20 protein-coding genes are annotated in these 26561 nt (G+C 65.4%); 8 read left to right on the top strand and 12 right to left on the bottom strand.

Annotated elements, in window-relative coordinates; genetic code table 11:
• Positions 1 to 65: 65 nt before the first annotated feature.
• Positions 66 to 3449 carry a pyruvate carboxylase gene (locus DK926_RS03305; RefSeq protein ID WP_114328534.1) on the bottom strand — a complete coding sequence of 1128 codons (3384 nt, stop codon included), beginning with the start codon at positions 3447 to 3449 and terminating at the stop codon, positions 66 to 68.
• 260 nt (positions 3450 to 3709) lie between these two features.
• On the opposite strand from DK926_RS03305, the gene DK926_RS03300 reads away from it, so the two are divergent.
• The 3 genes from DK926_RS03300 to DK926_RS03290 are packed head-to-tail and all read left to right on the top strand — an operon-like array spanning position 3710 to position 7190.
• Positions 3710 to 5449, top strand: coding sequence for a PEP-utilizing enzyme (locus DK926_RS03300; RefSeq protein WP_068428210.1), 1740 nt, complete (start codon positions 3710 to 3712; stop codon positions 5447 to 5449).
• Positions 5446 to 6396 (top strand): TIGR03619 family F420-dependent LLM class oxidoreductase, encoded by a 951-nt coding sequence (locus tag DK926_RS03295; RefSeq protein ID WP_114328532.1) that lies wholly within the window; start codon positions 5446 to 5448, stop codon positions 6394 to 6396. The genes DK926_RS03300 and DK926_RS03295 overlap by 4 nt, the downstream gene beginning before the upstream one ends.
• Complete coding sequence (locus DK926_RS03290) at positions 6393 to 7190, top strand: SDR family NAD(P)-dependent oxidoreductase (protein ID WP_114328531.1); 798 nt, start codon at positions 6393 to 6395, stop codon at positions 7188 to 7190. The genes DK926_RS03295 and DK926_RS03290 overlap by 4 nt, the downstream gene beginning before the upstream one ends.
• Here DK926_RS03290 and DK926_RS03285 read toward each other — a convergent pair.
• Genes DK926_RS03285 through DK926_RS03270 form a run of 4 tightly spaced genes read right to left on the bottom strand, consistent with a single transcriptional unit; the run spans position 7151 to position 11774 of the window.
• Positions 7151 to 8026, bottom strand: a complete 876-nt coding sequence (locus DK926_RS03285; protein ID WP_243636609.1) for a TIM barrel protein — start codon at positions 8024 to 8026, stop codon at positions 7151 to 7153. The genes DK926_RS03290 and DK926_RS03285 overlap by 40 nt on opposite strands.
• Before the next feature lie 13 nt (positions 8027 to 8039).
• Positions 8040 to 9167, bottom strand: coding sequence for a substrate-binding domain-containing protein (locus DK926_RS03280; RefSeq protein WP_165839487.1), 1128 nt, complete (start codon positions 9165 to 9167; stop codon positions 8040 to 8042).
• Positions 9168 to 9187: 20 nt separating this feature from the next.
• A complete protein-coding gene (locus DK926_RS03275) occupies positions 9188 to 10216 on the bottom strand; it encodes an ABC transporter permease (protein ID WP_068428200.1) in 1029 nt (342 codons plus the stop codon).
• Between the two features lie 10 nt (positions 10217 to 10226).
• Positions 10227 to 11774 carry a sugar ABC transporter ATP-binding protein gene (locus tag DK926_RS03270; protein ID WP_165839486.1) on the bottom strand — a complete coding sequence of 516 codons (1548 nt, stop codon included), beginning with the start codon at positions 11772 to 11774 and terminating at the stop codon, positions 10227 to 10229.
• A 160-nt stretch (positions 11775 to 11934) separates the two neighbouring features.
• Here DK926_RS03270 and DK926_RS03265 point away from each other — a divergent pair, with 160 nt between their 5' ends.
• Positions 11935 to 12465 carry a VOC family protein gene (locus tag DK926_RS03265; protein ID WP_114328525.1) on the top strand — a complete coding sequence of 177 codons (531 nt, stop codon included), beginning with the start codon at positions 11935 to 11937 and terminating at the stop codon, positions 12463 to 12465.
• Positions 12466 to 12483: 18 nt separating this feature from the next.
• Here DK926_RS03265 and DK926_RS03260 read toward each other — a convergent pair whose 3' ends face one another.
• Both DK926_RS03260 and DK926_RS03255 read right to left on the bottom strand, forming a co-directional pair.
• On the bottom strand, positions 12484 to 12957 hold the full coding sequence (locus tag DK926_RS03260) for a nuclear transport factor 2 family protein (RefSeq protein ID WP_068429065.1): 474 nt from the start codon (positions 12955 to 12957) through the stop codon (positions 12484 to 12486).
• A 13-nt stretch (positions 12958 to 12970) separates the two neighbouring features.
• Complete coding sequence (locus tag DK926_RS03255) at positions 12971 to 14443, bottom strand: aldehyde dehydrogenase family protein (protein WP_206031161.1); 1473 nt, start codon at positions 14441 to 14443, stop codon at positions 12971 to 12973.
• Positions 14444 to 14670: 227 nt separating this feature from the next.
• Between DK926_RS03255 and DK926_RS03250 the strand changes: the two genes are divergently transcribed.
• Together DK926_RS03250 and DK926_RS03245 are read left to right on the top strand one after the other, a co-directional pair.
• Positions 14671 to 15297 carry a hypothetical protein gene (locus tag DK926_RS03250; protein ID WP_114328521.1) on the top strand — a complete coding sequence of 209 codons (627 nt, stop codon included), beginning with the start codon at positions 14671 to 14673 and terminating at the stop codon, positions 15295 to 15297.
• The gene (locus tag DK926_RS03245) at positions 15294 to 17837 is read left to right on the top strand and encodes a putative PEP-binding protein (RefSeq protein WP_114328519.1); all 2544 of its coding nucleotides are present in this window, start codon (positions 15294 to 15296) and stop codon (positions 17835 to 17837) included. Before DK926_RS03250 ends, DK926_RS03245 begins: the two co-directional genes overlap by 4 nt.
• Before the next feature lie 64 nt (positions 17838 to 17901).
• On the opposite strand, the gene DK926_RS03240 is transcribed toward DK926_RS03245, so the two are convergent.
• From DK926_RS03240 to DK926_RS03230, 3 genes are read right to left on the bottom strand one after another with little or no spacing between them, the layout of a single operon-like run.
• Positions 17902 to 19326: a 2-oxo acid dehydrogenase subunit E2 gene (locus tag DK926_RS03240; RefSeq protein WP_114328517.1), complete on the bottom strand. Its 1425-nt coding sequence runs from the start codon at positions 19324 to 19326 to the stop codon at positions 17902 to 17904.
• 3 nt (positions 19327 to 19329) lie between these two features.
• Positions 19330 to 20352 carry an alpha-ketoacid dehydrogenase subunit beta gene (locus tag DK926_RS03235; RefSeq protein WP_114328515.1) on the bottom strand — a complete coding sequence of 341 codons (1023 nt, stop codon included), beginning with the start codon at positions 20350 to 20352 and terminating at the stop codon, positions 19330 to 19332.
• A gap of 19 nt (positions 20353 to 20371) precedes the next feature.
• On the bottom strand, positions 20372 to 21400 hold the full coding sequence (locus DK926_RS03230; protein WP_243636608.1) for a thiamine pyrophosphate-dependent dehydrogenase E1 component subunit alpha: 1029 nt from the start codon (positions 21398 to 21400) through the stop codon (positions 20372 to 20374).
• 204 nt (positions 21401 to 21604) lie between these two features.
• Here DK926_RS03230 and DK926_RS03225 point away from each other — a divergent pair, with 204 nt between their 5' ends.
• Together DK926_RS03225 and DK926_RS03220 are read left to right on the top strand one after the other, a co-directional pair.
• Positions 21605 to 23149 (top strand): AMP-binding protein, encoded by a 1545-nt coding sequence (locus DK926_RS03225; RefSeq protein ID WP_114328513.1) that lies wholly within the window; start codon positions 21605 to 21607, stop codon positions 23147 to 23149.
• Positions 23150 to 23172: 23 nt separating this feature from the next.
• Positions 23173 to 23772: a histidine phosphatase family protein gene (locus DK926_RS03220; RefSeq protein WP_068428172.1), complete on the top strand. Its 600-nt coding sequence runs from the start codon at positions 23173 to 23175 to the stop codon at positions 23770 to 23772.
• A gap of 12 nt (positions 23773 to 23784) precedes the next feature.
• On the opposite strand, the gene DK926_RS03215 is transcribed toward DK926_RS03220, so the two are convergent.
• Both DK926_RS03215 and DK926_RS03210 read right to left on the bottom strand, forming a co-directional pair.
• Complete coding sequence (locus DK926_RS03215; protein WP_114328511.1) at positions 23785 to 24801, bottom strand: NADP-dependent oxidoreductase; 1017 nt, start codon at positions 24799 to 24801, stop codon at positions 23785 to 23787.
• Positions 24798 to 26468, bottom strand: coding sequence for a PEP-utilizing enzyme (locus DK926_RS03210; RefSeq protein ID WP_243636607.1), 1671 nt, complete (start codon positions 26466 to 26468; stop codon positions 24798 to 24800). The genes DK926_RS03215 and DK926_RS03210 overlap by 4 nt, the downstream gene beginning before the upstream one ends.
• Between the last annotated feature and the right edge of the window lie 93 nt (positions 26469 to 26561).

Here is a 26561-nt window from a genome sequence, read left to right as displayed (position 1 = left end):
CTTCGGCGCACGTGCGCGCGAATGTATAGCCCTCTATACATTCGCGCGCACGAGGCGAAGCCGCCCTAGCCGACCACCAACAACAGATCGCCGCCATCCACCTGCGCGCCGGCCGCGATCGGCACCCGCGTGATGACACCGGCCCTCGTCGACGTGATGGACGCTTCCATCTTCATGGCCTCGATCGTGCCGACGGTATCGCCCACCTCGACCGTGTCGCCCTCCTTCACGGACAGCGTGACGACGCCGGTGAACGGGGCGGACAGGTGTTTCGGGTCCGCGCGGTCGGCCTTCTCGGCCTGCGTCGTCGACGACTCGACGCCGCGGTCGCGCACTCGAACCGGACGCAACTGCCCGTTCAAGATGCACAGGACGTTCCGCATCCCATCCGTGTCCGGCTCCGAAATCGCCTCGAGGCCGATGATCAACTCGACGCCCTTCTCGAGTTGCACGCGGTGTTCTTCGTCTTGCCTCAGGCCGTAGAAGTACTGATTCGTCGACAACTGAGACGTGTCTCCGTACTCACGTCGATGCTTCTCGAACTCGCCGGCCGGACCGGGAAACAGCAAGTGGTTGAGCGTGTTCCGCCGTCGGTCACCCGGCTCGCCCAATGCAGCGATGTCGCTGTCGGTCAGCTGCGTGACGGCGGGTCTGTCCGGACGACCGACGAGCGCGCGGCTACGAAGCGGCTCGGGCCATCCGCCCGCGGGCTCACCGAGTTCGCCGCGCAGGAAATCGACGACCGAATCCGGGATGTCGAGGCGCTGCGGCTGCTCGGCGAATTCGGCTGCGGTCGTGTCCGAACCGACCAACGCAAGTGCGAGGTCGCCGACCACCTTGGACGACGGCGTCACCTTGATCAGTCGCCCCAGTTCCCGATCGGCACCTGCGTACGCGGTCTCGATGTCCTCGAATCGATGCGACAGTCCCAGCGCAGCTGCCTGCTGACGCAGATTCGACAACTGACCACCGGGAATTTCGTGCGTGTAGACGCGGCCCGTCGGGGCCGGGATGCCGGACTCGAACGGTGCGTACATCGAACGCACTGCCGCCCAATACGGTTCGAGGTCGCACACCGAACTCAGGTCGATACCGGTGTCACGGTCGGTGTGTTCGGTGGCAGCGACGATGGCAGACAACGCAGGCTGGCTGGTGGTTCCCGCCAGCGCGGCGCTCGCACCGTCGACCGCATCGACGCCTGCCTGCCATGCCGCGAGGTACGTCGCCAGCTGACCGCCCGGCGTGTCGTGGGTGTGCAGATGGACCGGCAGGTCGAAGCGCGAACGGAGCGCCCCCACCAACGTCGCTGCAGCCGCGGGGCGGAGCAAGCCTGCCATGTCCTTGATGGCCAGGACGTGCGCGCCTGCGTCGACGATGCTGTCCGCCAGCCGGAGGTAGTAATCGAGCGTGTACAACGTCTCGTTCGGATCGGACAGGTCACCGGTGTACGACATGGCGACTTCCGCCACTGCGACACCGGTGTCACGAACGGCATCGATCGCCGGTCTCATCTGATCGATGTTGTTGAGCGCGTCGAAGATTCGGAAGATGTCCACGCCTGTCGCGGCAGCTTCCTGCACGAATGCGTGCGTGACGCGGTCGGGATACGCCGTGTAGCCGACCGTGTTACGTCCCCGGAGCAACATCTGCAGGCAGATGTTGGGCATCTCCTCGCGCAACCTCGCGAGCCGCTCCCAGGGATCCTCGTGCAGGAATCGAAGGGCGACGTCGTAGGTGGCTCCGCCCCATGCCTCCACCGAGAACAACTGCGGCGTCAACCGGGCGACATGAGGTGCGACGGCAACGAGGTCGCGTGTCCGCACACGCGTCGCCAGCAACGACTGATGAGCATCTCGGAACGTCGTGTCGGTCACCGCCAGCGCCGACGATGCACGAAGATGGGCTGCGAAGGCGTCGGGACCCAGAGCCGCGAGCCGGTCACGTGAACCTGCTCGAGGTGCCGCCGCCAGATCGACAGGTGGGAGTTTGTCGACAGCGTAGATCGACGACGGGCGTTCTCCATGCGGACGATTGACGGTCACATCGGCCAGGTACCGCAGAATCTTCGAACCGCGGTCGGCAGAGACGTTCTGCGTCGACAGTTCAGGGTGTTCCTCGATGAACGTCGTGGTGACGCGCCACACCGCGAAGTCCGGATCACCCAGCACCGCCTGCAGGAAGGGAATGTTGGTCGCCACGCCGCGCACACGGAACTCCGCCAGAGCGCGCCTGGACCGTGCACATGCCGTCGCGAAATCACGTCCGCGACAGGTCAGTTTCACCAACATCGAGTCGAAGTGCGAACCGATCTCGGAACCGACTCCGACGATGCCGTCCAGCCGGATACCCGAGCCGCCCGGAGTGCGGTAGGCGGTCACTTCGCCTGTGTCTGGCCGGAATCCATCGGTCGGGTCCTCGGTCGTGATGCGACATTGCAGAGCAGCACCGTGAATCGAGATGTCGTCCTGCGTCAGTCCCAGATCCGACAGAGTCTCACCCGACGCGATACGCAACTGCGACGCCACGAGATCGACGTCCGTGATCTCCTCCGTCACCGTGTGCTCGACCTGGATGCGGGGATTCATCTCGATGAACACGTACCTGCCGTCGGGGCCCAGAAGGAACTCGACCGTGCCGGCGCACGTGTAGCCGACATGCTTCGCGAAGCGGACGGCGTCGTCGCACATCAACTGTCGCAGAACAGGATCGAGACCGGGCGCGGGAGCGACCTCGACCACCTTCTGATGCCGCCGCTGCAGCGAGCAATCTCGCTCGAACAGATGGACGACCTCGCCCGTCGAGTCGCCGAGGATCTGCACTTCGATGTGGCGTGGGTCGACCACCGCCTGTTCGAGGAAGACGGTTCCGTCCCCGAATGCCGTCTCGGCTTCGCGGGATGCAGCGCCTATCGCATCGCGCAACTGCCCGGGCTCGGCGACGCGTCGCATGCCGCGGCCTCCCCCGCCCGCAACGGCTTTGACGAACAACGGAAACTCGATACGTTCGGCGGCGGCGACCAACTCGTCGACGTCGTCGGACGGAGGGGTGGACGCGAGAACGGGCAGGCCCGCAGCCTTCGCCGCTGCTACCGCACGCGACTTGTCTCCGGTCAACCTCAGAACCTCCGGCGACGGTCCGACGAACGTGATGCCCGCGGACGCACACGCCGCCGCCAAATCCGCGTTCTCGGAGAGGAATCCGTAGCCGGGATAGACGGCGTCCGCACCCGACGTCCTCGCCGCGTCGAGAATCGCGTCGACGGACAGGTACGCGCGCACCGGATGGCCCACTTCACCGATCTGGTACGACTCGAACGCCTTGGCGCGGTGCGCCGACTTACGGTCTTCGAAGGGATAGACGGCGACGGTGGATGCGCCCAGCTCGACCGCTGCACGGAACGCACGGACGGCGATTTCTCCGCGGTTGGCAACGAGGACTTTCTCGAACATGGTGGCCCCTCTCGGGTGAACCTGAGCCGGCGGGCGCCGCGACGACGGCGGCGCGAGCGATCGTCGCTCACCGGGATACGACCCGAGTCTCGCACATCTATCGAATCGATACTAGATCTGAACTAAAGTTACTGAAATCAGATCTTCTCTCGATTTTCCTGGTCAACTTGCCGCGGGAAATCTCTGTACATGGTTTCATTGGCACGAACTTTCTATAGTGTGACTTGAAATACAGTCCAACCCCCTCCGAGGAGGACTCGATGAGCGACGAGCAGACACCCGACCGCTGGATCACCGACTGGGACTTCAGCGAGCGCTACCCCGTGTACACGCGGGCCAACGCCGGTGAAGTTCTTCCCGATCCGTCCAGTCCACTCAACGTGACCCTCGTGTGGAACAAGGGCCTCAACATCGGTTGGCGCGAGGGATACGTCGACCATCTCGGCACGCACCTGGCCTCCGAGATCGACGAGACCATGCCCGAGATCATCGGCAACTTCGGCGGGTACCACTACACGAACTTCTCGATGACCGAGCTCAACGGCGCCCGTCTGCCGGGGCTGACCGTTCCGGTGTGGAACACACTGTGGGTGGGCGATCACCCGGACATCCCCGAGTATGTCGAAAAGCCCTGGCACAACAATGCCGAGCTCACCGAAGGTCTCGAGAAGAAGACTGCGTGGGCGCTCACCACGGACACGTTCCCCGAGGCGGAAGAGGCGAAGAAACGTGCCGACCTCGCACGCGCAAACCGCCCGGACGTCCGCGAGCTGACCGATCAGGCGCTCGTCGACCACGCTCGGTCGTTCGTTCCCGATCTGATCTTCTGCTACGCCTATCACCCGGTGACCACGACGCTGTCCACCATGGGCCCCGCGGTCGCCGGCGCGCTTCTGGAAGCCATCGGCGAAGCCGACAAACTCGGCGATCTCCTGAGCGGACTCGGTGGAGTGGATTCCGCCGCCCCGTCCTACGCCCTGTGGAAGATGGGCCGCCTCGTCGCCGGGTCCGAGGAATTGACCCGACTGTTCGACGACGGTCTCTCGACTCTTCTGGACGCGGTGGACGCGAGCGACTCCTCCGATGCGAAGCAGTTCCGCATCGAGTTCGACGACTTCCTGTACAAGTACGGCTCTCGCGCACCGAACGAGTGGGACATTCGCTCGGACAGTTGGGAATCGAAGCCCGTTCTCGCTCTTCTCGCCGTGAACGGGATGCGCCTCAGCCCCGAAGAGTCGGACCCCGAGAAAATTCGCGAGCGGAACGAGGCCAAGAGGATCGCACTCACCGCCGAACTCGCGGACAAGATGCCGGACGACGCGACGCGACAGAGCTTTCTCGACGCCGCCAAGTCCATCACGAAGTTCATGCCGTGGCGTGAACGCACCAAGACTGCGTGCGTGAAGGTCATGGGGGAAATGCGTACCGCCCTGTACGAATTGGGAGGGCGCATGGTCGCGCGCGGCGTCATGGACGACCACCACGACATCACGATGCTGCTCGACGACGAACTCGACGCCTTCGTCGCCGATCCCGAGTCCTTCGCGTCGACCATCGCCGAACGTCGCGAGCAGTACCTCGCATTGTTCGACCTGGAACCGCCGTTCTTCCTGTTCGAACCACTTCCGTTGTCGCAGTGGCCCAAGCGGAAGGAACACAAGGCACAGGCGGCAGTGCCGGGTGACGCGCTGACGGGCGTCGGCGGCGCGCCCGGCACCGTTCGCGGACGTGCGCGGATTCTCCACGATCCGTACGACGTGGGCGATCTGGCCGAGGGTGACATCATCGTCGCGCCACAGACCGACCCCGCGTGGACCCCACTGTTCGTCTTCGCCGGCGGCGTGGTCGTCAACGTCGGCGCGACGATCACACACTCGTCGATCGTGTGCCGCGAGCTGGGCATTCCGTGTGCCGTCTCCGTGCAGGATGCCACGGCACGCATTCCCGACGGTGCCATGATCGAGGTCGACGGCAACACCGGGACGGTGACCGTCCTGTGAGCCTTCGTATCGGGCTGTCGCTTCCCCAACTCGGCGAGCACGTCGACACCGTCGCAGTACGCGAATTCGCCGTCGCTGCCGAGGAACTCGGCTTTGCCAGCCTGTGGGTCCAGGAACACCTGTTCTATCCCGAGGCCAACGAGTCGGTGTACGGCGGTCGACACACGACGAGCGTCCATCCGGCGTATCGGTCGGTGTTCGGCGCCACGGAACTGATGGCCTTCGTCGCCGCGTGTACCCGAACCGTCTCCATCGGCAGCAGCATCCTGGTCGCCGGCTACCACCGACCGGTGGAGCTGGCACAGCGGCTGGCCACTCTCGACGTGCTGTCCGGCGGCAGGCTCGTCGCCGGACTCGGCGCCGGCTGGTCGGACGAGGAGCATGCTCAGATGGATGTCGATCCACGTACGCGGGGCCGTCGTATGAGCGAACTGGTCGAGGCGGTCCGCGCGTGCTGGGGTCCGGATCCGGTCCAGTTCGACGGCTACTTCTTCACCATTCCGCGATCGGCGGTTCGACCGAAGCCGGTGCAGACACCGCATCCACCGCTGCTGTCGGGTTTGCGCTCCGCAGCAGGCTTGACGAGGACGGCGGCACTGTTCGACATCTGGAACCCCAGCAGCGGAACTCCCGAAGCCCTGCTGGACCAGCTCGACACCATGGCGGGGATGCGGCCGGAGGGAATGAGTCCGGTTCGATTGTTCCTTCGTTCGTACCTCCAACGGCCGACGGACGCGGTCGGATCGGGCGGGCAGGGCATCACCGGCGTCGAGAACGACATTCGAACAGCCCTCGTCACAGGTGCCGAACAGCTGATCGTGGAACTCAACTTCTGGGACGAGATGCGCTCGTCGGCCGACTGGGTCGCGGCGCCCTCTCGACTCGCCCCGCTTCTCGAGAAAGCCGACGAACTGTCCGCGCAGCTCGCGACTGCGGACGCACCGTGACCTCCACCGCGTCACGAGATTCCCGACCGCTCGTCGCCGTCGTCACCGGCGCAGCATCCGGGATCGGCCGCGCGACAACGGAAATCCTCCTCGAACGAGGAGGTTCCGTTGTCGCGTTCGACACCACGCCCGAAGCCATGGAGTGGTTGGCCGGGATCGACCGGGCCGTCCCGTTCGTCGGCGACGTGACGCACCCTGCCGACAACCGCGCAGCCGTCGCCGAGGCGGAGCGTGCGTTCGGCCGACTCGACGCTCTCGTTCTCAACGCCGGTGTGCCCGCGTCCGGTTCGATCGAGACGCTGGACATGGACGTGTTCGACCGGTCCATCGACGTCAACCTACGAGCCGTCGTACTGGGTGTGCGCGAATCCATTCCGGCGTTCCGGCGAGCAGGTGGCGGATCCATCGTCATCACCGCGTCGGCCACGGCGTTGGGTGGCGAACCGAATCGATGGCCCTACGCGGCAGCCAAGGCCGGCGTCGTCAATCTCGCGAAGTCGTTCGCACTCGATCTCGCGAACGACGGCATTCGAGTCAACTCGGTCTGCCCGGGACCGATCGGCACGGGGATGACCGAACGCATCGCAGTCGGCACCCCCGAACGGTACGAGGCCTTGAAAGCCATGGTGCCGCTTCATCGTTGGGGGACCGCACGTGAGGTCGGGGAAGTGATCGCGTTCCTCGCGTCACCGCTGGCGTCGTTCGTCACCGGTGCCGCGATTCCGGTCGACGGTGGCGCCACGTGCGGCAGCGGTCAAACGGTACCGTTGCCCGCCCCTGCCTCGGTGGGATGAACGAACACCGATTGGTCGACGTCATCGTCCGCGCGTGTCAGCAGCGCACGTGTCGACGCGCCTAGATGACTTGTCCAGCCGCCGGGGTCCTCGATGCCTCGTGTCGACGGGGCCTCGACACTGACCGCAGCAGTTCTCGGAAGTGCCCGCACGATATCCAGCAGCGGCAGTACGCCGTCCCCCGGCGCCAACCGGTCCGTCCGCGCTTCCGAGAGGGCCTCGTGTGGATCGGCCGCCGGCCCCGCGAACGACGCGTCGCAGATCTGAAAGTACGGAAAGCGCTGTCTCGACACAGGATTCAGATCGCTCGGCGTCGATCCTGCGCGTGCGAAATGCAGAGTGTCGACCAACAGACCGGCATCGATACCGTCGAGTACTTTCGTGGCTGCCCGTACGTCACGAACGGACGAGAACACCATCGGTTCCAGACAGCACCGAAGGCCGTATTCCGAGGCCGACGCTGCCAGGTGTGAGAGAACAGCAGCGGCACGAGGCAGATCGTCGTCCAGCACCGTGACGAGGAGATACTCCGCGCCGAGCTCCGCCCCGGCCTCCATCACGGCCGTCCAGTCGTCGCTCGTGCTCCCGGCATGCAGCTTCACCACTTCGACGTCCAACACTCGTAACCCGTTGTCGGACAACGCACTCCTGGTGTCACGCAATGCCGCCGATCCTGACGGGAGCGCGTACCCTCTGCTCTCCCCCGACTGCGCGACGCGGACGCCCACGGCGTCGAACCCGCCCGCGGCGGCGAGTTCGACGAACCGATGGGGCGGTACGTGTAGAGCCGACAGATGCGACAGCGACATGACGCGTCGACCGGCTGCCTCGTTCACGTATCGCGGCCTGTCACTTCTGCCAGAGAGTCTCGAACTGTTGCTGATAGTCGGCAACCCCCGCGTAGTATCCGGTGGCCTCGTCGAGAACCGCCGAGTCGATGTTGTCCGCGTTCAACAGTTGAGTGGGCAGGAATGCGGCGTCGGCCACTGCGATGTCGTCGCCGTTGAACTGTCGGGCAAGCGTGTCGAGAACGCGCCAGCCGAGAATCTGGACCGGAAAACCGACCCACACGCTGTTGTCGCCGTCCTTCAACGACTGGAGGTTGTCGGGAGTGGGTGTCTGACCGGCGAACGTCACCTGGTCCTGCAGACTTGCACCTCGCAGAGCTGCGTCGACGCCGAGCACGAGGTCACCGAACGAGAACAGCGCGTAGTTGATCGTCGGATCACGCTGCAACGTACTGACGACGCTCTGAGGAGTCTTCGTCCCGAGATCGGTGACCTGCTGATTGACGAGCTGGACCTTGCAGTCCGGGCACTGTTCCTTCAGCTGCGCGGTGAAGGCGTCGGTGAACACGTTCAGGATCGAGTAGTCCGTGATGGAGAAGATCGCGACGTTCGCGTCGCCGTCACTGTCCGCGATCACCTGGCTGGCCACCATCTTGCCCCACTCCTGCACCTGGGCGTCACCGTCGAGCGCGGTGGAGATCACCCCGGGCACCGGTGGTCCGGCGATACTGTCCGCGATCACGGGAATGCCTGCCGCTCGGGCCGATTCGATCTGCTTGGACAACATGGTCAGCGGAGTGCCCGAGACGTGAATGGCGTCCGGCCGGAGCGCGATGGCCTGGTCGACGGCCTTGGGCGCAGCTTCGGCGTCGGTGCCCATCAAGATGCGCTGGTAACGCCAACCGAGTACGTCGGCCGCCTGCTGGATCGCGTCGTTCTTGGCACTCGAAATCGGTTGCGGCGTCTCGATACTGATGACGTATTTTCCTGAGTCGGGCGCTCTGCTGAGGGGCGTGTCGAGAACGAGATCGGTCGGCGCCGCCTCGTACCGATCGGCGACCGCCTGCGCACCGGCCACGTCGGCCGCTTGCCCGGTACCTTCGTCGGCCGAACTGCTGCTGCAGGCCGATGCCAGCAGGCATGCGGAGACGACGGCGACGAAGGCCCTGGTCCTGGTTCCAGTGAACACACGCGTTCCTTTCGAGGAGTTCATTTGCGACGAGCCGTGCGCGCGGCGAGTGCCACGGCGACGATGAGTGCCAGACCGTTGAAGAGGTCGTTGACGAAGCTGGGCGAGCCGGCGAGCTGCAGCCCTTTGACGCCGGTCGCGAGTAGATAGATGGCGATGAGCGTGCCGAGGACGTTGACCCGTCCGGCACGAATCTGAGTGGAACCGAGGAAGACTGCCGAGAACGCCGGAAGTAGGTAGGACGGGCCGATGTCGGGAGCCGCCGTACCGAGCTTGGCCGCGAGCACCACACCCGTCAGTGCGGCCACCGTGGCGGATGTGACCAACGCGCCGAACATTATTCGTTCGACACGAAGACCGGCCAGGCGTGCCGCCTGGCGGTTGCCACCGGTTGCGTACAGGTACCGCCCCAAGGGGGTCTTCTCCAGAACGACGTACATCACAGCGGCCACGACGATCATGTAGAAGAACGGCAACGGCAGCCCGAGGAACGGCTTGCTGCCCATGTCGAGGAATCCATCGGTGAATCCCTCCGTGATCTGCTTTCCGTCCGTGACCCAGTAGGTTCCGGCCAGCAGAATGCTCGACATACCGAGGGTCGCGATGAACGAATCGACGCCCAGCTTCACCACCACGAAGCCGTTGACGGCACCGATCAGCGCGCCACACAACAGCGTCGTGACGACGGCTACCGGTGCACCGATGCCCTGCGACAGCTGATAGGACACCATCGCGACCGAGAAACCCATCACTCCCGCGATGGACAGATCGAACACACCTGCAGCCAACGGGACGATGAGACCGATCGCGAGCATGGCCGTGATCGCCTGGTCGCCCGCGATGATCCTGAAGTTCCCCTCGGTCAGAAAGGTGTCGGGAATCCATATCGCGAACAACACGATGATGGCAACCCAAACGTAGAGGCCGCTGAAACGATCGAGTCCGAGCTTGGGCAGACGCTTGCGGTCACGGGTCGGCGTCGGAGTACCGCCACCCGACGGAGAGCTGTGCGGCGCGGCCGACGTTCCCTCGTGCGATTGTGTTGTCATGGTGATCCTTTCACCGGTTGTCCGCGGACGCGGTCGAACTCGCCGTCGATGCAGGCTTCTTCAAAGTCGATGCGGTCAGCCGATCCGGGTCGATCCGTGGCCGCGTGAACTCGTCCACGACCCGTCCACCCGCCAGGACGATCACCCTGTCGCACAGGCGGGTCAGCTCCCCGTGGTCGGTCGAAACGACGAGGACGGCGGCGCCGCTGTGCGCTGCCGAGTCGACGAGGGTGTGAATGTCGGCTTTCGCTCCGACGTCCACGCCCTGGGTGGGTTCGTCGAGCAGCAGCACTCGCGGGTTACGTCGAAGCCACCGTGCCAGAACGACTTTCTGCTGGTTCCCACCGCTGAGGGTGCCGAGCGTGCGCTCCGTGTCGCCGGCCGGTCGTACACCGAGCCGCTCCAACCAGTGTGCGACATCGGACTTCTCCCGCCTCGTCCGCGAGAATCCGTATCGCGAATAGGCCCACGGGTCGGCGACCGACACGTTCTCACGTAGCGATGCGGTGACGAACGCCGCATTTGAAACACGTTCGGCGGGTACGCATCCGACGCCGGCCGACATCGCGAGATCCGGACGACCCTGCTCGACGACGCGGCCCTCGACCGCCACGACCCCGGCGCGAGCCTCCGCCCCGAACAATGCGGGCACTACTTGTTCACGTCCGGAACCGGTGATTCCGGCGATGCCGAGTACTTCGCCCGAGCGAACCGAGAAATCGAGGTCCGCGAGCGCCCCACAGGACAGTCCGCTGACCTCGAACACCGGCGAGCCGACACCAGTCGTCGTCGCTTCCGGCTCGGCCAGGAATTCCTCCACGCGACGGCCGATCATGAGGTCGACCAACCCTGCCTCGTCGAGTCCGTCGAGATCTCGCGTGGTGACGATCTTTCCGTCCCGCATGACGGTGACGCTGTCGCACAACGAGAACACTTCCGTCAGGTGGTGCGAGACGAACAGCACCGCGACTCCGCGGTCCCTGATGCGACGAACCAGATCGAAGAGGCGAACCGCCTCTGCAGCAGGCAGATTCGCAGTCGGTTCGTCGAGCACGAGGACAGTCGTCGCCCCGGACCGGTCCTGGACGGCTCGTGCGACTGCCAGCATCGTGCGTTCGCTCATGCTGAGCGTGCCGGCGAGCTTGTCGAGCGGTAAGTCGAACCCCAATTCGGCCAGCGCCGCACGTGCCCGCGCGCGCTCGGCTCGGGAGTCGATGGTTTTGAAGGCCGTGGTCGCGTAGCCGTGCCCGAGAGCGAGGTTGTCGACGATGTCGAGGCTTTCGACCAATCCGAGATCCTGATGTACGAAGCGCAGTCCTGCGGCCTCGCCGCTGCCGGGAACACCCAGGTGCAACTCGGCCCCGCCGACCTCGATGCGCGCCCCGTCGTCCGGGTCGTGATAGCCCGCAAGCACTTTGATGAGCGTCGACTTGCCGCAGCCGTTCTGTCCGACCAATCCACGGATTTCTCCCGGCGCGAGCGATAGATCGATACCGTCGAGAGCACGCTGGCCCACGAAAGTCTTCGAGAGCCCGGTGATACAGAGCGCGTCTGCCATGACACCTACCCCTGTGAGGTGGGTTACTTTAACCCAGCATTTGTTACCTAGGTCATACTCAACTATGTACAGAGATAAGTCCAGCACGAGTTTTCGGCTCGAACCTCGGGCCGCGAACGCGTCTCTATCAGTAGGCATCGACAAGAAACGGATGGACAACATGGTGAGAGCCGACGAGTTCCAGTTGGGCACGGTCGTCCAGACCGCGTACCTCGTGGACGACGTACGCACGGCCGCTGCACGATTCGCGGCGGCCACCGGCGCCGGGCCGTTTCTGGTGCGTCGCAACCGAATCACCGACGCAGTCGGTCCGGACGGTCGCCCCGCGATGTTCGATCACAGCTCGGCGTACGGCCAATGGGGTCGCACGCAGATCGAACTGGTGCAGACGCATGCGGCAGCGCCGACCGAATTCGCCGACGCCACGACAGAAATCGGACGTGTCCACCACGTTGCGATGATGGTCGAATCCTTCGCCGAACAGCAGAAGAAGTTCAGCGACCTGGGCTGGCGGGCGTTGCTGACGGCAACGACATCGAACGGCAACGCCTTCGCATTCCACGACGCACGCGCCGAGCTCGGGCACCTCGTCGAGATCTACGAGGCTCGCCCGAGCATCCTGGCGCTGTACCGACGGGTCGCCGAGGCCGCCGTGGACTGGGACGGCTACGAACCGGTGCGGGAGATGTGATTGCCGGCGAAGCCCGAATCAGGCGGACCGAAGCAACTCCGCCGCCCGTTCGCGCGCCATCGTGAGAACCTGCGGGTTGCCCGTGTTCCACAGAACCGTCAACTGCTTGCGGCAGATCTTCCACTCCCCACCGACTCGTACGACCGAATCGGTGTAGTAACCGCCGATCGTGAAGACGGCGTCGCCCGCCGTGTTCGGAAGCACGTGTTCGGCCCGGACGTAGGACACGACAGTGCCGTCGTCGCCGTCGACCGTGATGTCCAGGTTGGACAGAAAATGTTGCGACGCAGCGAGACCGGGAAACAGCATGCGTCCCCGCTGAACCCAGTCCTCGGCTTTGAACAGGCCTCCGTTGCCCGGGCGGTAGCTCGTGTAGTCGATCTCGATCTCGTCGGTGAAGACCGATCGATACAGCTCCCAGTCCCGAAGGTCGATAGCCCGGGCGAACCGTGCCATCAGTTTCGTGATGTCCCGATGGGCGTCGCCGGCCATGTCACCGTCCATGTCAGTTCGCTTCCGTACGCAGTTGGAGGGAGATCTTCTCGAAGTACTCGTCGAGACCTTCCGGCCCCAACTCGCGGCCGATGCCCGACTTCTTCATCCCACCGAACGGGGCCGACGCGTTGAAGCGACCGCCGTTGATGGAGACCTGGCCCGTCCTGAGCCGACGTGCGATCGCGATGGCCGCGTCGTCGTCGCCCGCGAACACCGCTCCCGACAGGCCGTAATCGGAATCGTTCGCGATAGCGACGGCGTCGTCGATCCCGTCGTACGCCAGAACGGCGAGCACCGGTCCGAACACCTCCTCACGTGCGATCGACGAGTTGTTGTCGATGCGGCTGACCACGGTGGGCCTGACGTAGAACCCGGACCGCAGGTCGTCCGGCAGGTTCGCGACCTCACCCGGTCCCCCGACGACGAACTTCGCCTCTGCCGGCACCTCCGACAGGTACCGCAGCACGGACTGTCGTTGCTCGGCCGACGCCATGGGCCCGATGTCGGTGGATTCGTCGAGCGGGTCTCCGACCTTCTGCGACCCCACGAGTTGCGCCAACTTCTCTTCGACGTAGTCGAGCCGGTCGAGAGGAACGAGCAAACGCGTCGTGGCCGTACACGTCTGCCCGTTGTTGACATAGCAGCCGCGGACGGCTGCGCTGAGGGCTGCGTCGACGTCCGCATCCGGGGCGACGACGAACGCGGACTTACCCCCGAGCTCCAGCGTCACTTTCTTGATACCAGCTGCGGCGACCTGACCTACTCGGGCGCCGGCCGCCGTGGAACCGGTGAGGCTGACGAGGTCGACGTCCGGATGGCCGGCCAGCCGTTCTCCGACCCGTCCTCCCGGCCCGGTGACGACGTTGAAGACACCCGGCGTCAGACCGATCGACTCGACGATCTCCGCGACTGCGAACGCGGCCAGCGGCGCAACGCTACTGGGCTTGACCACCGTCGTGCAGCCCGCCGCGATCGCAGGCGCCACCTTGGCCGCCAGCTGGTAGAGCGGATAGTTCCACGGCGTGATCGCACCGACGACACCGACACCGACCTTGAGGATCAGCGAGGTCCCCCGGCGCTCCTCGAGCGTGGTGTTCTCGAGGATGTCCGCCATGGATCGGAAGATCGTCACACCGAGACCCACCTGGACCGAGCGCGACCGGGCGATCGGCGTACCGACTTCTCGAGTCATCGTCTCGGCGAGCTCCGTCTCGCGCGCGACCAACCCGTCGGCGATCTGTCGCAGAACCGACACTCGCTCCTCGATCGGCGACTCGGACCAGGAGCCGAACGCGGCACGAGCCGCGGCAACCGCGTCGTCGACGTCCTGCTCCGTCCCGGACGGAACGCGGGCGAACACGGTGCCCGTCGCCGCCTCGAGCACGTCGATCGTGCCGCCGTCGACGGAGGGGACCCACTTACCGCCGATGTAGAGCTCGTGCCGATCGTCCATCCCGCGCCTCGCTTCGTCCGTCCATGCCATGCCCCGTTCGTGGAGTGGCAACCATCACATCGAGCGTAAACGACTTTACGTACTCGATGTCAAGAAACGAGACATTCCAAAGTCTGTACATATTTAGCTGTTTCTTTCTTGACAACTACTCCTGATCGGCTAGGTTATGAGCACCGTCACAGTTCCGTCGACGGTGTGAACACACCACACGATCACGTCGGTCCCGAACCGGGACCGGAAATGCCCCGAGGAGCACCATGAACGACCTCGCGACCAACACGTCCGCTCCCACCGCAGCGCCGAGCGAGGTGGTCGATCTGGTGATCAAGGGAATGATTCGTGGCCCCGTCACTCCGGAACTACAAGCGGTGATCGACGCGGGCGACGCAGTGGCCAAGGGTCCGGTGGTCATGCCGACCCAAGCGGGCATCGACAATGCCCATGCACTCGTTCGGCTTCCCGACGCTTCGGCCGAGCGCACCGTCGTCGACGATCTTCTGCATGTGTTTCTTCCCGTCAATCGCCGCCTTCGCGAGCTGTGCACCGCATGGCAGTGCCGTCCCGACGGCTCCCCGAACGACCACTCGGACGCGCAGTACGACGCCAAATTGCGTGACCAACTCGAGGACATTCATTCCGACGTGTCCAAGATGCTGCGCCGCGCGGGCAAGCAGTGCCCCGTGCTCCTCGACTACCGAGAGCGTCTGATCGGCGCCCTGACGCGTTTCGACGACGGCGACACCGCGTCGCTGACGTCACCCCTGACCGACGGCTATCACACCGTTTGGATGTGGCTCCACCAGCACCTGCTGATGATGCTGGGTCTCACCCGCGCCGAGGACGAGGCACTCGAGGAGAAGCTCGTCTCCGGTAGCACCGAATGACCGTGTCGGACACAACCGTTCAGGCGCTGACTCGATCGGCCGTTCCGTACGGACAGGGCCGCGCTCGCGGACTCGGTGCCGACGTCATGGGCGTCCACGGCGTCGAGATGGACAATTTGGTCGCCCTCGGCCTTCCGGTGGTTCCCGGTCTCACCGTACCGATCGGGTCCGGCGCCGGACTGCAGAATCGCGAGACTGCCGACACCGTCATCGACCTGCTGGAGAAACTCGCGGTGCGCGGCATCTGGCCTGCGGTTCGACAAGAGCGCAGACCGATGCTGATGCATCTGCGCTGCAGCGCGCCGGTTCCGGTCTCCGCTCTCCCGCCCGCAATTTCCGTCATCGGGCTGTCGAACCGCAACATCGACGCGTTGGTCGACGTGATCGGACGCGACCGTGACATCTACGACTCGTGGGCCGCGAATCTGCGGTTCGTCGCCGAAGAGGCTCTCGACGTCGACGCCGACGACCTCGACGACGTGGAAGACGATCATCCGGACAGCAGGACGCGTGTGCCCGCACTCCTCGATCTGATCGAGAACTCCACGGGCGCAGCGTTTCCCGTCGATCCCGCCGAACAGCTCGGTCTCGCGGCGAAGGCCATGCTGAATCGCTGGGCGTCACCTCGTGGCCGTCGAGCCCGAAGCGCGCTGTCGCTACCCGAGGACACGGGAATCGCATTGCACGTCCGAGCTCTCCGGCTCGGGTCCTGGAACGAATCGGGCTACGGCTCCGCCATCAGCCGAGACCTGGAGACCGGTAGATACGCGCCGCACGGCGTCTTCCATCTCGGAGTTCGCCGTGCCGACCCCAACCCCGGGCCCGGCGATCCGCTCACCCAAACTCCCGGCGGCACCCAGATACTCGATCAGATCTTCGCCACCCTGGAACCGCATCTGCGGGCTGTCGCCGAAGTGGAGTTCGAGGTCCGCGACCGGCAACTCGCCCTGCTCAGCGCAGGGCCGCTGGAACATCCGGGTCCCCGCGCCATCACGCACCTGGCCGTCGATCTCGCGAACGCGGGCTCGATGGAACGAAGCGATGCCGTGCGGATGTTGAAGCCGGACCTCATGCAGGACCTGCTGCACGCTCAACTTACCCTGACAGGACGGGAACAGCTTCTCGCGCACGGGCTTCCGGCGTCGCCAGGTGCTGCCGTCGGCGAAATAGCTCTGTCGAGCGACGCCGCACTACGGCTCGCCGCCGAGGGACGGAACGTCGTACTCGTCTCGGCGGAGACCACACCCGCGGACGTACCGGCGCTGCTCGCCGCCACCGCGGTCATCACGTCGAACGGCGGTCTGGCATCGCACGCGGCGGTCGTGGCACGTGGTGCAGGCCGACCTGCGGTCTGCGGAGCGACGACGCTACGAATCGACACGGCGTCGAGCACGGTCACCGCAGGCGACTTCACGCTGCACGAAGGCGACGTCGTCTCGGTGAACGGCCGTACCGGCGACGTCTACATCGGTTCCGTTCCGATCCGGCCTGCGGAACCGTCCGACGAGCTGGAGGTTCTACTCGGCTGGGCCGACGACATTCGCCGGCTTCGCGTACGGACGAACGCGGACAACGCGGAGGACGCGGCAACCGCGTTTCGCCTCGGTGCCGAAGGAATCGGTCTGTGCCGCACCGAACATCAGTTCCTCGGAGACCAGCTTCCTCTGGTGCAGAGACTCGTCCTGGCCGACGACGAAGCCGAAGAGATCGAGGCGATCGCGGCGCTGACCGCCGCCCAGGAGTCGGACTTCACGGCACTGCTTCGGGTCGTCGGCGATCGGCCCATCACCGTGCGTCTGCTCGACGCTCCCCTGCACGAATTCCTGCCGTCGGACGGTAGTTACGGTGACCCTGCTCGAGCAGAACGTGCCGCGGCAGCACACGAATCGAACCCGATGCTCGGTCTGCGCGGAGTGCGCTTCGCGATGGTGCAGACCCGCTTGTACCCCGCGCAGGCGGAGGCCTTGTTCCGGGCGTGGGTGACCGTGAACGCCGAGGGCCGATCTCCGAAACTCGAGGTCATGATCCCGCTGGTCTCGCTGCCCGGGGAACTGGCGGAAGCCATCGCGCAGGTCGATCGTGCCGCCCGAACCGTGTTCGAGGACACCGGGATTCAGGTTCCGTACGATGTCGGCAGCATGGTCGAGACTCCGCGCGCGGCCTTGCTCGCAGGCCACCTGACGGCCGACGCACAGTTCCTCTCCTTCGGCACCAACGATCTGACGCAGCTCACCTACGGCTTCTCACGGGACGACGTCGAGAAAGCCATGCTTGCTCACTACCTCGACCACGGACTGGTGACGGACAGCCCGTTCGCCGTTCTGGACCGCGACGGCGTCGGTGCCCTCGTCTCCATGGCTGCCGACGCGGCGCGCGCTGCGCGCCCGAACGTCAAGCTGGGAGTGTGTGGTGAGCACGGCGGTGACCCCCGGTCGATCTCGTTCATCGACTCGGTGGGACTGCACTACGTATCGTGCTCGCCGCGACGTGTCCCGGTCGCGCGGCTGGCTGCCGCCCACGCGACGCTCGAACACCGCTGACACGCAGCAGATACAGAACATCGGCCGAGTCCTCTCGAGGACTCGGCCGATGTTCTGTGTTCGGCTACCCTGCGAGCAGAGCGTACGGCCGAGACAGGATCGACGCGATCGTGCGCAGGAACTCCGCAGCGGGCGCCCCGTCCACTGCCCTGTGGTCGAACGTCAGGCTCAACGTGAGTACCTGGGTGCGGACCGGAGTCTCACCCTCCCAGCGGAATCCGTCCTTCACCCGACCGACTCCGAGAATGGCGACGTTGCCGGGATTGACGACGGGTGTGAAGAAGTCGACGCCGTAAGCACCGAGAGTGCTGACCGAGAACGTCGCACCTTCCATGTCGCTCAGCCCGAGGGTGTTACCCCGCGCCGCGGCAGCGAGAGCGCTGGTTCGTCCGGAAATTTCGCCGACGGACAGCGAGTTCGCGCCTCGAACGACAGGAACCACCAGTCCGCCCGGAACTGCCACCGCGACACCGATGTCGATCGTGTCGAACAAACGGATCTCGTCACCTACGATGCCCGCATTGAGGATCGGGTGCTGGACCAACGCCAGAGCTGCGGCCTTGACGACGAAGTCGTTGAGACTCGGTGGTCGCGAACCGTTTTCTGCCAGTTCGGCTTTCAGGCTGTCACGCACGGCGACCAACGCCGTCACGTCGACTTCGTATCCGTGCGTCAGCTGCGCCATCGTCTGCAGACTGTCGATCATGTTCCGCGCGATCGCGCCTCGCATGCCCTTCAGCGGGACGACCTCGCCTGCCCGAGGGCCCGCAGGCGCTGTGGATTCCGTCGTGCCGGTGGACAGGTGGCCTGCAGCCCGTTCGACGTCGGCGGTCGTGACGCGTCCGCCGACCCCACTGCCGGCGACGGTGCTCAGATCGACACCCAATTCGTGTGCACGGCGGCGAACGAGCGGGCCGACGAAGTGCGCGCTCGAAGCCTGTGCCGACGAACTCTTCTCGCGCTGCGGAACACCGGGTGCCGGCTCCGGCTCCGGCTCCACGACGGACACAGCCGCGACGTAGTCCTCGACGTCCTCCGATACGATTCGGCCGCCCGGTCCGGTACCCCGCACCTCGGCAAGGTCGACATCGGACTCCGCGGCGACGCGACGCGCGTTCGGCGAGGACTTGATCCGCTCACCCTGTTTCAGCGGGCCGTCGGTCGACGCCGCGGGCGACGCTGCGGTCGTCGAAGAATCCTTCGGGTCCGCCGGAGACGCGCTGGATCCGTCGGCACCCGTCGGTGCGACTTCGCCGTCGGCGAGCAACCACCCGATCACGGCACCGACCGGCAACACCTCGCCGACTTTCGCCGTCGTCGCCAAGATCCCGCTCGCCTCGGCTTCGACGTCGACCTCGACCTTGTCGGTTTCGAGCCGCAACAGCACGTCGCCCGTTCCGATGTGCTGACCGGCCTGGGCCAACCATTCACCGATGACGCCTTCCTGCATCGTGAGCCCCAACTTCGGCAGCACGATCTCCTGAGCCACGGGTCAGTTCCTTTCGAGCAGACGACGAACCCCGGCGACGATACGGTCGGCGTCGGGTACGTACGCGTTTTCGAGTGGGGTGCTGAACGGCACCGGCGTGAACGGGGCACCGAGTCGCAGGACCGGCGCGTCGAGGTAGTCGAACGCCTCCTCTTGGATCTGCGCGGCAACTTCGGCGCCGATTCCACCGAACGTCACGGCTTCGTGCACGACCAGGATGCGGTTGGTCTTCGACGCCGACCTCACGATGGTGGCAGTGTCGAGCGGCTGCACGGTACGCGGATCGACCACCTCGACCGACACTCCGGACTCGGCAAGGGCATCCGCGGCGGCGAGAGCTTCGGTGACCATGCGTCCGAACGCCACGATGGTGACGTCGTCTCCCTCTCGCGGAACCGCGGCCTGCCCGAGAGGTATCGAGTACGACTCTTCCGGCACCTCGCCGCGCGCCCCGAGCAGCACCTTGTTGAGCATGAACACGACGGGGTTGTCGTCGCGGACCGCCGACACGAGAAGACCCTTGGCGTCGTACGCGTTCGACGGCATGACGACCTTGAGGCCCGGCGTGTGGGCGAGCCAACTCTCGAGACTCTGCGAATGCTGTGCACCGGCGCTGACGCCGGCACCGTAGGCCACCGTGATCACCATCGGCACCTTGACGTCGCCGCCGTACATGAACTTCATCTTGGCGGCTTGGTTCACGACCTGATCGAGAGCGACGGCCAGGAAGTCCATGAACATGATGTCGACGATGGGGCGGAGACCACGCGCGGCGGCGCCGACGCCGAGGCCGATGAGCCCCATCTCGGCGATCGGCGTGTCGACCATGCGTCGCTTGCCGAACTCGGCCAACAGCCCGTCGTACATGTGAAACACGCCGCCGTACGCAGCGACGTCCTCACCGATGACGAACACGTCGTCGTCCTCGCGCATCGTCTGCGCCACAGCCTCGTTGAAGGCTTTGACGTACGTGGTGACCCGGGGCGCGTCGACCGGGTCGGTATTCGGAGCTAGTGCAGTGGACATCGGTGTCGGCTCTTTCGGGTCAGTCGCTGTAGACATTGAGTGCGAAGTCGGCCACGTCCGGGAACGGACTGGCCTCGGCGAAGGCAACGGATTCGGCGATGTCGGCATCGACCTCGGCCCAGACCGTCGCGAACTCGGCCTCGGTCACGATGCCTTCCGCCACGGCGCGGGCCTCGAGCAGCTTGATCGCGTCCTTCTCACGCCAGGCCGCGACCTCTTCCTGTGTTCGATAGGTCTTGCGCAGACCTTTCACTCCCTGGTGGTCGTAGTACCGGTACGTCTTTGCCTCGACGAGCGTCGGACCGCCTCCGGCGCGAGCGCGTTCGACCGCGCGCCCGACGGCGGCGCGGACGGCGATCGCATCCATGCCGTCACAGATCTCGCTGGGAAACCCGTACGCGGCCGCACGGTCTGCGACGTTCTCGAGCTTCATGTGATCGCGCAGCGCGGTGAACTCGGCATAGCCGTTGTTCTCGCAGACGAACACGACCGGAAGTTCCAGGATGCCCGCCATGTTCGCGGCCTCGTGGAACGCGCCGATGTTGCTGGCGCCGTCGCCGAAGAACGGAATCGCCACGGAGTCCTCGCCGCGGTATTTCGCTGCGAACGCGGCTCCGACCGCGATCGGAATACCGCCACCGACGATGCCGTTGGCGCCGAGCATGCCGATCGACAGGTCGTTGATGTGCATCGATCCGCCGCGGCCCTTGCAGTACCCGTCGACGCGTCCGAACAACTCCGCGAACATCTGACGGAACTGTGCACCTTTGGCGACGGCATGGCCGTGCCCGCGGTGCGTCGACGAAATCTGATCGGAGTCGCGCAGATTGCTCATCGCGCCCGCCGCTACGGCCTCCTGCCCGACGTACAGGTGAAGGAAGCCGGGGAGCTTGCCGCCCTCCATGAGCCGGCCCGCCTCGGTCTCGAACTGTCGGATGCGGACCATGCGCCTGTGCAGGTCCAGCACCACCTCTTTGCTCGGCGTCGGATCGTCGGAGCCGACCGGCTCCACGGCCTCGTGGCCGGCGTTGGTCGCGGTTGCGGTCACCACGTGCACCTCATTCTGGCTCTCGGAGCGAGTTTGTTGATTCCACGTTCAGTATCACCGACAGACTAGCTCAGTGTAAGTAGAATCACTATCGAGTTAGTTGCTCGGTTCTTCTCACGCCTCTTACTTGACTTGACGTTCAGTAAATCGCACGATGAGCGCGAGCACGCGCACTTTCGACGACCTACCTGTGGAGGACGGCAGATGCTCGACCGCATACGAGATCGCGCGACCGAGGACCCGAACGGTCTCGCCCTGGTCGACGACCGTCGCACCATGACGTGGGCGGAGGTCGTGACCAGCCTCGACGCCCTTGCGGAGCGGTTCGTCGACGTCGCCCCACGGCCGGACGATCGCATCGCCGTGGTCGGCGAGAACTCCATCGAGACTCTGCTGACGCACGTCGCGTGCATCGGGGCAGGAGTGGGGACCGTTGCTGTGTCACGGCAGCTCAAGTCGAACGAGATGGCCGATCAGTTGGTCGATTCGGGGAGCGTCGCCGTCGTGACGGGCCCGGTCGGTCTGGAGTCCGCGACGGGCGCCGCGAACGAGTCCGGATCGAAGACGGTCGTGGTTCACGGTCACACTGCGGTACCCGGCACCGTGGCGTGGGCGGACTTCACTCGGCCGGCGGACGGACGCATTTCGGCGGCGCCCGAATCCCGTCCGGCACGGCCGCCGCTGGTCTACACGTCCGGCACCACCGGTAGGGCACGGGGCACCCAGGTGCGGTGGTTGCCTCACTCCGTCGACACCGCCCGCGAGTTCGCCGACGCGGTGTCCGCGCGTTCCGGCTACCCCGACGGCGTGCACCTCGTCGTCGGGCCGCTGCAACACAACGGACCGTTGACGTCGGTGCGTCACCTGCTGTCCGGTCGGCCCGTGGTGATCATGGGCCGGTTCGACGCCGAACGCACGCTGGCAGCCATCGAGTCTCACTCGGTGACGTCGACGCTGATGGTTCCCACCCACTTTCAGCGGCTGTTGGCCCTCCCCCACGACGTGCGATCCCGGTACGACACGACGAGCTTGAAGTACGTGGCGCACACGGGATCTGCGTGCCCACCCGACGTGAAGCGGTCGATGATCGACTGGTTCGGCCCCGTTCTGATCGAGTCCTACGGCGGGAGCGAGATCGGTACCGTCTGCAGAATCGACTCGACCGAATGGCTCGAACATCCGCGTTCGGTGGGGCGGGCCATACCGCCGTTCGACGCCGTCGTGGTCGGATCCGACGGCACGGAACTGGGACGCGGCGAGGTCGGAGTCCTGGGATTCCGAACGCCGCCCGAACGTCGCATCGAGTATCACGCGGACCCCGAGAAGACCGCAGCGGCGTACATCCTCCCGAACGTCGCCACACTCGGCGACGTCGGTTACGTGGACGACGACGGCTACGTGTTCATCACAGACCGTGTCGCCGACATGGTCGTCTCCGGCGGCGTCAACCTGTATCCCGCGGAGAGCGAACGCGTGCTGTCGACCCATCCGGACGTCGCCGAGGTCGCCGTGATCGGGGTCCCCGACGACGACCTGGGCGAAGCGCTTCTGGCGCTCGTCGTTCCCTGCACCGACAGCCACGTGAACGTCGACGATCTCGCACAGTTCGCCAAGAGGTCGATGGCGTCCTACAAATGCCCGAAGAAGTACGTCGTCGTCGACGAACTGACGCGCAACGCCATGGGCAAGCTGGACAAGAAAGCGCTGAGAGCACCGTTCTGGAGCACCGCTCGCACCATTGCAGGCTGACGCCCGCCACACGAAAGGCACCCATGATCGAAGTACTGTTCGTCCGGCACGGCCAGCCCGTCTCGCGAGTACGCAATCCGTCGCTCGCGCCCGAGGGAATCGCCGATGCCCGTCGACTCGCCACGTGGTTGCGTCACGAACAGATCGACGCCGTGGTCTCGAGTCCGTTGGTGCGCGCCCGCGAGACTGCCGACGAACTTGCCGCAGGCATGGGCCGCAGCGTCGACCTCGTGCTGGAGGACCTCCGGGAGTGGGACGACGACATCGATCCCGAGCACTACATGGCCGTCGAGGACATGGCGTCCGACGACCCACGCCTCACTGCCGTCACGACGGGCAATTTCGAGGCGTACGTCCCTGGCCTCGATCTCCCGAAGTTCAGGGCGAGGGCACGGTCAGGACTCGAGCAGATCTTCGACCGCTACCCGTCCGGACGCGTCGTCGCGGTTGCGCACGGCGGAGTGATCAATGCAGCGGTAGCCGACGTTCTGGACATGCCGAAGACGTTCTGGCACAACCCCGCCTACACCTCGGTGGCCCGCGTGCAGAAATTGGATTCGGGCGTGGTCGTGGTGGCGTCGATCAACGACACCGCACACTTGCGTGGCACGGTGAACGCCTGACGGACTCCGCCGTCACGACAGCCGGACGAGGGCCTTGCCGACGTTGCCGCCTTCCAGCATGGACAGGAATGCGTCGACCGCGTTGTCCAGGCCGTCGTGCACCGTCGATTCCGCGACGAGAGCGCCCGACGACAGCCAGTCGGTCACACGGTTCTCGAACTCCACACGAAGGTCTTCGTGATCGCGAACGATGAACCCGCGAATCGTGATTCGCTTCAGGATCGCGTTCATCAAATGATCGATGGGAGGACTGTCCGGTCCACCGTTCGAGATCATGCCGCACAGTGCGACCCGTCCACGCTGCCGTAGCGACGACAACGCGGCAACCAGGTGATCACCGCCGACGTTGTCGAAGTACAGGTCGATACCCTTCGGCGCAGCTGCGCGGAGAGCCGACCCGATCGGTCCGTCTCGATAATCGATACCCACGTCGAAGCCGAAGCGATCGGTCAACATCGCTGCCTTGTCCGGTCCCCCAGCGCTACCGATGACGTTCGACGCACCGAGCAACCTGGCGAACTGTCCAGCAGCGCTGCCGACCGCGCCGGCCGCAGCAGACACGAAAACGGTGTCACCGTCGTGCATTTCGCCCGCTCGAACGAGTCCGCAGTACGCGGTGAAACCCGTCTGCCCGAGAATGCCGAGCCAGTGATGGAGCTCGATTCCGCGCGGGTCGATCACCGTGGCGCCCGCGAGGTCGACGACAGCGTGTTCTCTCCACCCGAGTCGGTGTCGCACGTACGAGCCGGCCGGGACCTCGTCGGTACCCTCGACGACCACGCCGAGTGCCGATCCGTCGAGCGGTGCATCGACGACGAAGTTGCTGGTGTAGTGCATCGCCGACGTACCCAGCCTGCCCCGCATCGACGGATCCACGCTCATGAACACGTTGCGGACCAGAACCTGTCCCGGGCCGGGCCGGGGCAATGCCAGCTCTCGAACTTCGAAGTGCTCGGGCCGAGGGCAGTTCGGCGTCGGCCGTTCGCTCAGGAAAACGGCGCGGGTCGTGCTCGCGACACCCGTGGTCATGGCAGCTCCACGATCGTCACGGTGCCCCTCGATCCGTCGATCTCGACCAGCGCACCGTCGGGAATGCGGCGCGTGGCTCCCGGAACACCTGCCGCACAGGGGATCCCGAGCTCGCGACTGACGATCATCGCGTGAGAACCCATGGCGCCGACGTCGGTGACCGCTCCTGCGGACACCATGAACAACGGCGTCCACGAGGGGTCCGTCTGCGGAGCGACCAGAACCTCCCCGACCTGGAACTCGCCGAGATCCGCCATCGACGTGACCACGCGTGTACGGCCCCGGACGACACCCGACGACGCACCCGACCCCTGCAGGACGTCTCCGACCTCGACGGGCTCCACAGCCGTCTCTCCCCGACGGGCCAGCGTCGACAGTGCAGGCAACGGTTCACGAGTGTCGAGGAACGTCGGCAGCTCGAGCCCGAACAGCTGTTTCCACTCGCGGTGACGCTCTGCCAGGGTTGTCTTCAACGAGTGCGGCGCACTGGCGAGAACGTCGAGTTCCTCGTCCACGGCCATGAAGACGTGGTCCGCCGACTCCAGATCACCGTCCGCGTACAGACGGCGCCCCAGCTCGACCAACGGAACCCGCGCCTCGTGAAGCACCTTGATGCAGTTGGTCTTCGCGCGCTCACGCCACGCCGCGAACCGCCGCGCCGACGCAAGCGCCGTCATGAGCGTCGCGCGCCCGTCGTCATCCGTGACCGCGGCGCGTGCCAGCTCGAGCGCCTCCGCCGAGTCCGACGCGTGATCCGACGAGCGGACCGTCGGCGACGCCGAATCGTCCTGCAGTCGCAGGCGGTCGACCAGGCCCAGGACGAGTTCGGGATGCGTTTCCCACGACGGAGAGCCGAGGTCCCATTCGTTGGGACCTCGATAGCCGTAGTCGAGCAGAAAACGCTCGAGAGTGGCGTCGAACTTGCTGTCGATGCCCGAGACGGACGCGTCGGCACCCCCGGTGCGGGCATCGAAGGCGTCCATCAATTCGGTGTTGCTCCGGACGAGCCGACTCAGTTCCCACAACGCGTACGACGGCAGTGCCGAATCGACATCGCCCGCCGCCCCGACCAACGACACGATCAGGTCTTGTCGGTCGGCGCCGAGAAGTTGACCGAGAACGGCCGGGCCGACGGCAGCGCCGTTGGTCGCGATCACCTCGCCGCGCCATGCCACCCGCTCCAGCGGCATCACCGATCGTGCGCGCGCGACGAGAGCTGCAGGCGTCAGAGCCGTGAGGTCGGGCCGCTCGGCGCGAAGCCGATCTGCGAGCACCCGGTCTTCTTCCAACTCGGGAAACGTCTCGGTCGACAGGACCCAGGCGTTGCGTGCCGTCAATCGCTCGGTGGCGTCGGCGTTCTCGTCGTCCGGATGCCCGACGTACGCGGGAATGTTCGGATCCCCGCCGTAGAAGAGCTGGTCGACGAGCTCGACCGGGAGTCCGCCGCGGATGCCCACCAACCGGGACATCGACAGGTTGATGTACAGGTGTCCGTAGAAGATCCCGGACGACGCGGCCACGTCGGGCTTCTCGGCCAGCGAATAGCTGCCGAGGCTGGCGTAACCGAAGTTCCACCCGGGCAGAATGTTCTGGATCCACCCGAGGTCGGCCCCGAGTGGCGTGATGGGATCGGACAACACGTCACTGGCATTGAGACGTGTGTACACCGGAAGTCTCGTGCTGGGAACGGTATCGACCAACCAACGCTGTTCGGCCACTGCGCTTCTCGTCTCTGTCGTCACCGGATGCGGTGAAACCAG

This window comes from Rhodococcus sp. Eu-32 (assembly GCF_003336925.1).
In the GTDB taxonomy this organism is placed as follows: domain Bacteria; phylum Actinomycetota; class Actinomycetes; order Mycobacteriales; family Mycobacteriaceae; genus Rhodococcoides; species Rhodococcoides kyotonensis_B.
The sequence above is the reverse complement of the archived record's forward strand: the minus strand, read 5'-3'. Positions and strand labels throughout refer to the sequence as shown.

Excerpts from the sequence above, each read along its gene's own strand:
- DK926_RS03305 (WP_114328534.1), bottom strand. The coding sequence starts at position 3,449 with ATGTTCGAGAAAGTCCTCGTTGCCAACCGCGGAGAAATCGCCGTCCGT.
- DK926_RS03300 (WP_068428210.1), top strand. The coding sequence starts at position 3,710 with ATGAGCGACGAGCAGACACCCGACCGCTGGATCACCGACTGGGACTTC.
- DK926_RS03275 (WP_068428200.1), bottom strand. The coding sequence starts at position 10,216 with ATGACAACACAATCGCACGAGGGAACGTCGGCCGCGCCGCACAGCTCT.
- DK926_RS03270 (WP_165839486.1), bottom strand. The coding sequence starts at position 11,774 with ATGGCAGACGCGCTCTGTATCACCGGGCTCTCGAAGACTTTCGTGGGC.
- DK926_RS03265 (WP_114328525.1), top strand. The coding sequence starts at position 11,935 with ATGGTGAGAGCCGACGAGTTCCAGTTGGGCACGGTCGTCCAGACCGCG.
- DK926_RS03260 (WP_068429065.1), bottom strand. The coding sequence starts at position 12,957 with ATGGCCGGCGACGCCCATCGGGACATCACGAAACTGATGGCACGGTTC.
- DK926_RS03255 (WP_206031161.1), bottom strand. The coding sequence starts at position 14,443 with ATGGCATGGACGGACGAAGCGAGGCGCGGGATGGACGATCGGCACGAG.
- DK926_RS03250 (WP_114328521.1), top strand. The coding sequence starts at position 14,671 with ATGAACGACCTCGCGACCAACACGTCCGCTCCCACCGCAGCGCCGAGC.
- DK926_RS03245 (WP_114328519.1), top strand. The coding sequence starts at position 15,294 with ATGACCGTGTCGGACACAACCGTTCAGGCGCTGACTCGATCGGCCGTT.
- DK926_RS03235 (WP_114328515.1), bottom strand. The coding sequence starts at position 20,352 with ATGTCCACTGCACTAGCTCCGAATACCGACCCGGTCGACGCGCCCCGG.
- DK926_RS03225 (WP_114328513.1), top strand. The coding sequence starts at position 21,605 with ATGCTCGACCGCATACGAGATCGCGCGACCGAGGACCCGAACGGTCTC.
- DK926_RS03220 (WP_068428172.1), top strand. The coding sequence starts at position 23,173 with ATGATCGAAGTACTGTTCGTCCGGCACGGCCAGCCCGTCTCGCGAGTA.
- DK926_RS03215 (WP_114328511.1), bottom strand. The coding sequence starts at position 24,801 with ATGACCACGGGTGTCGCGAGCACGACCCGCGCCGTTTTCCTGAGCGAA.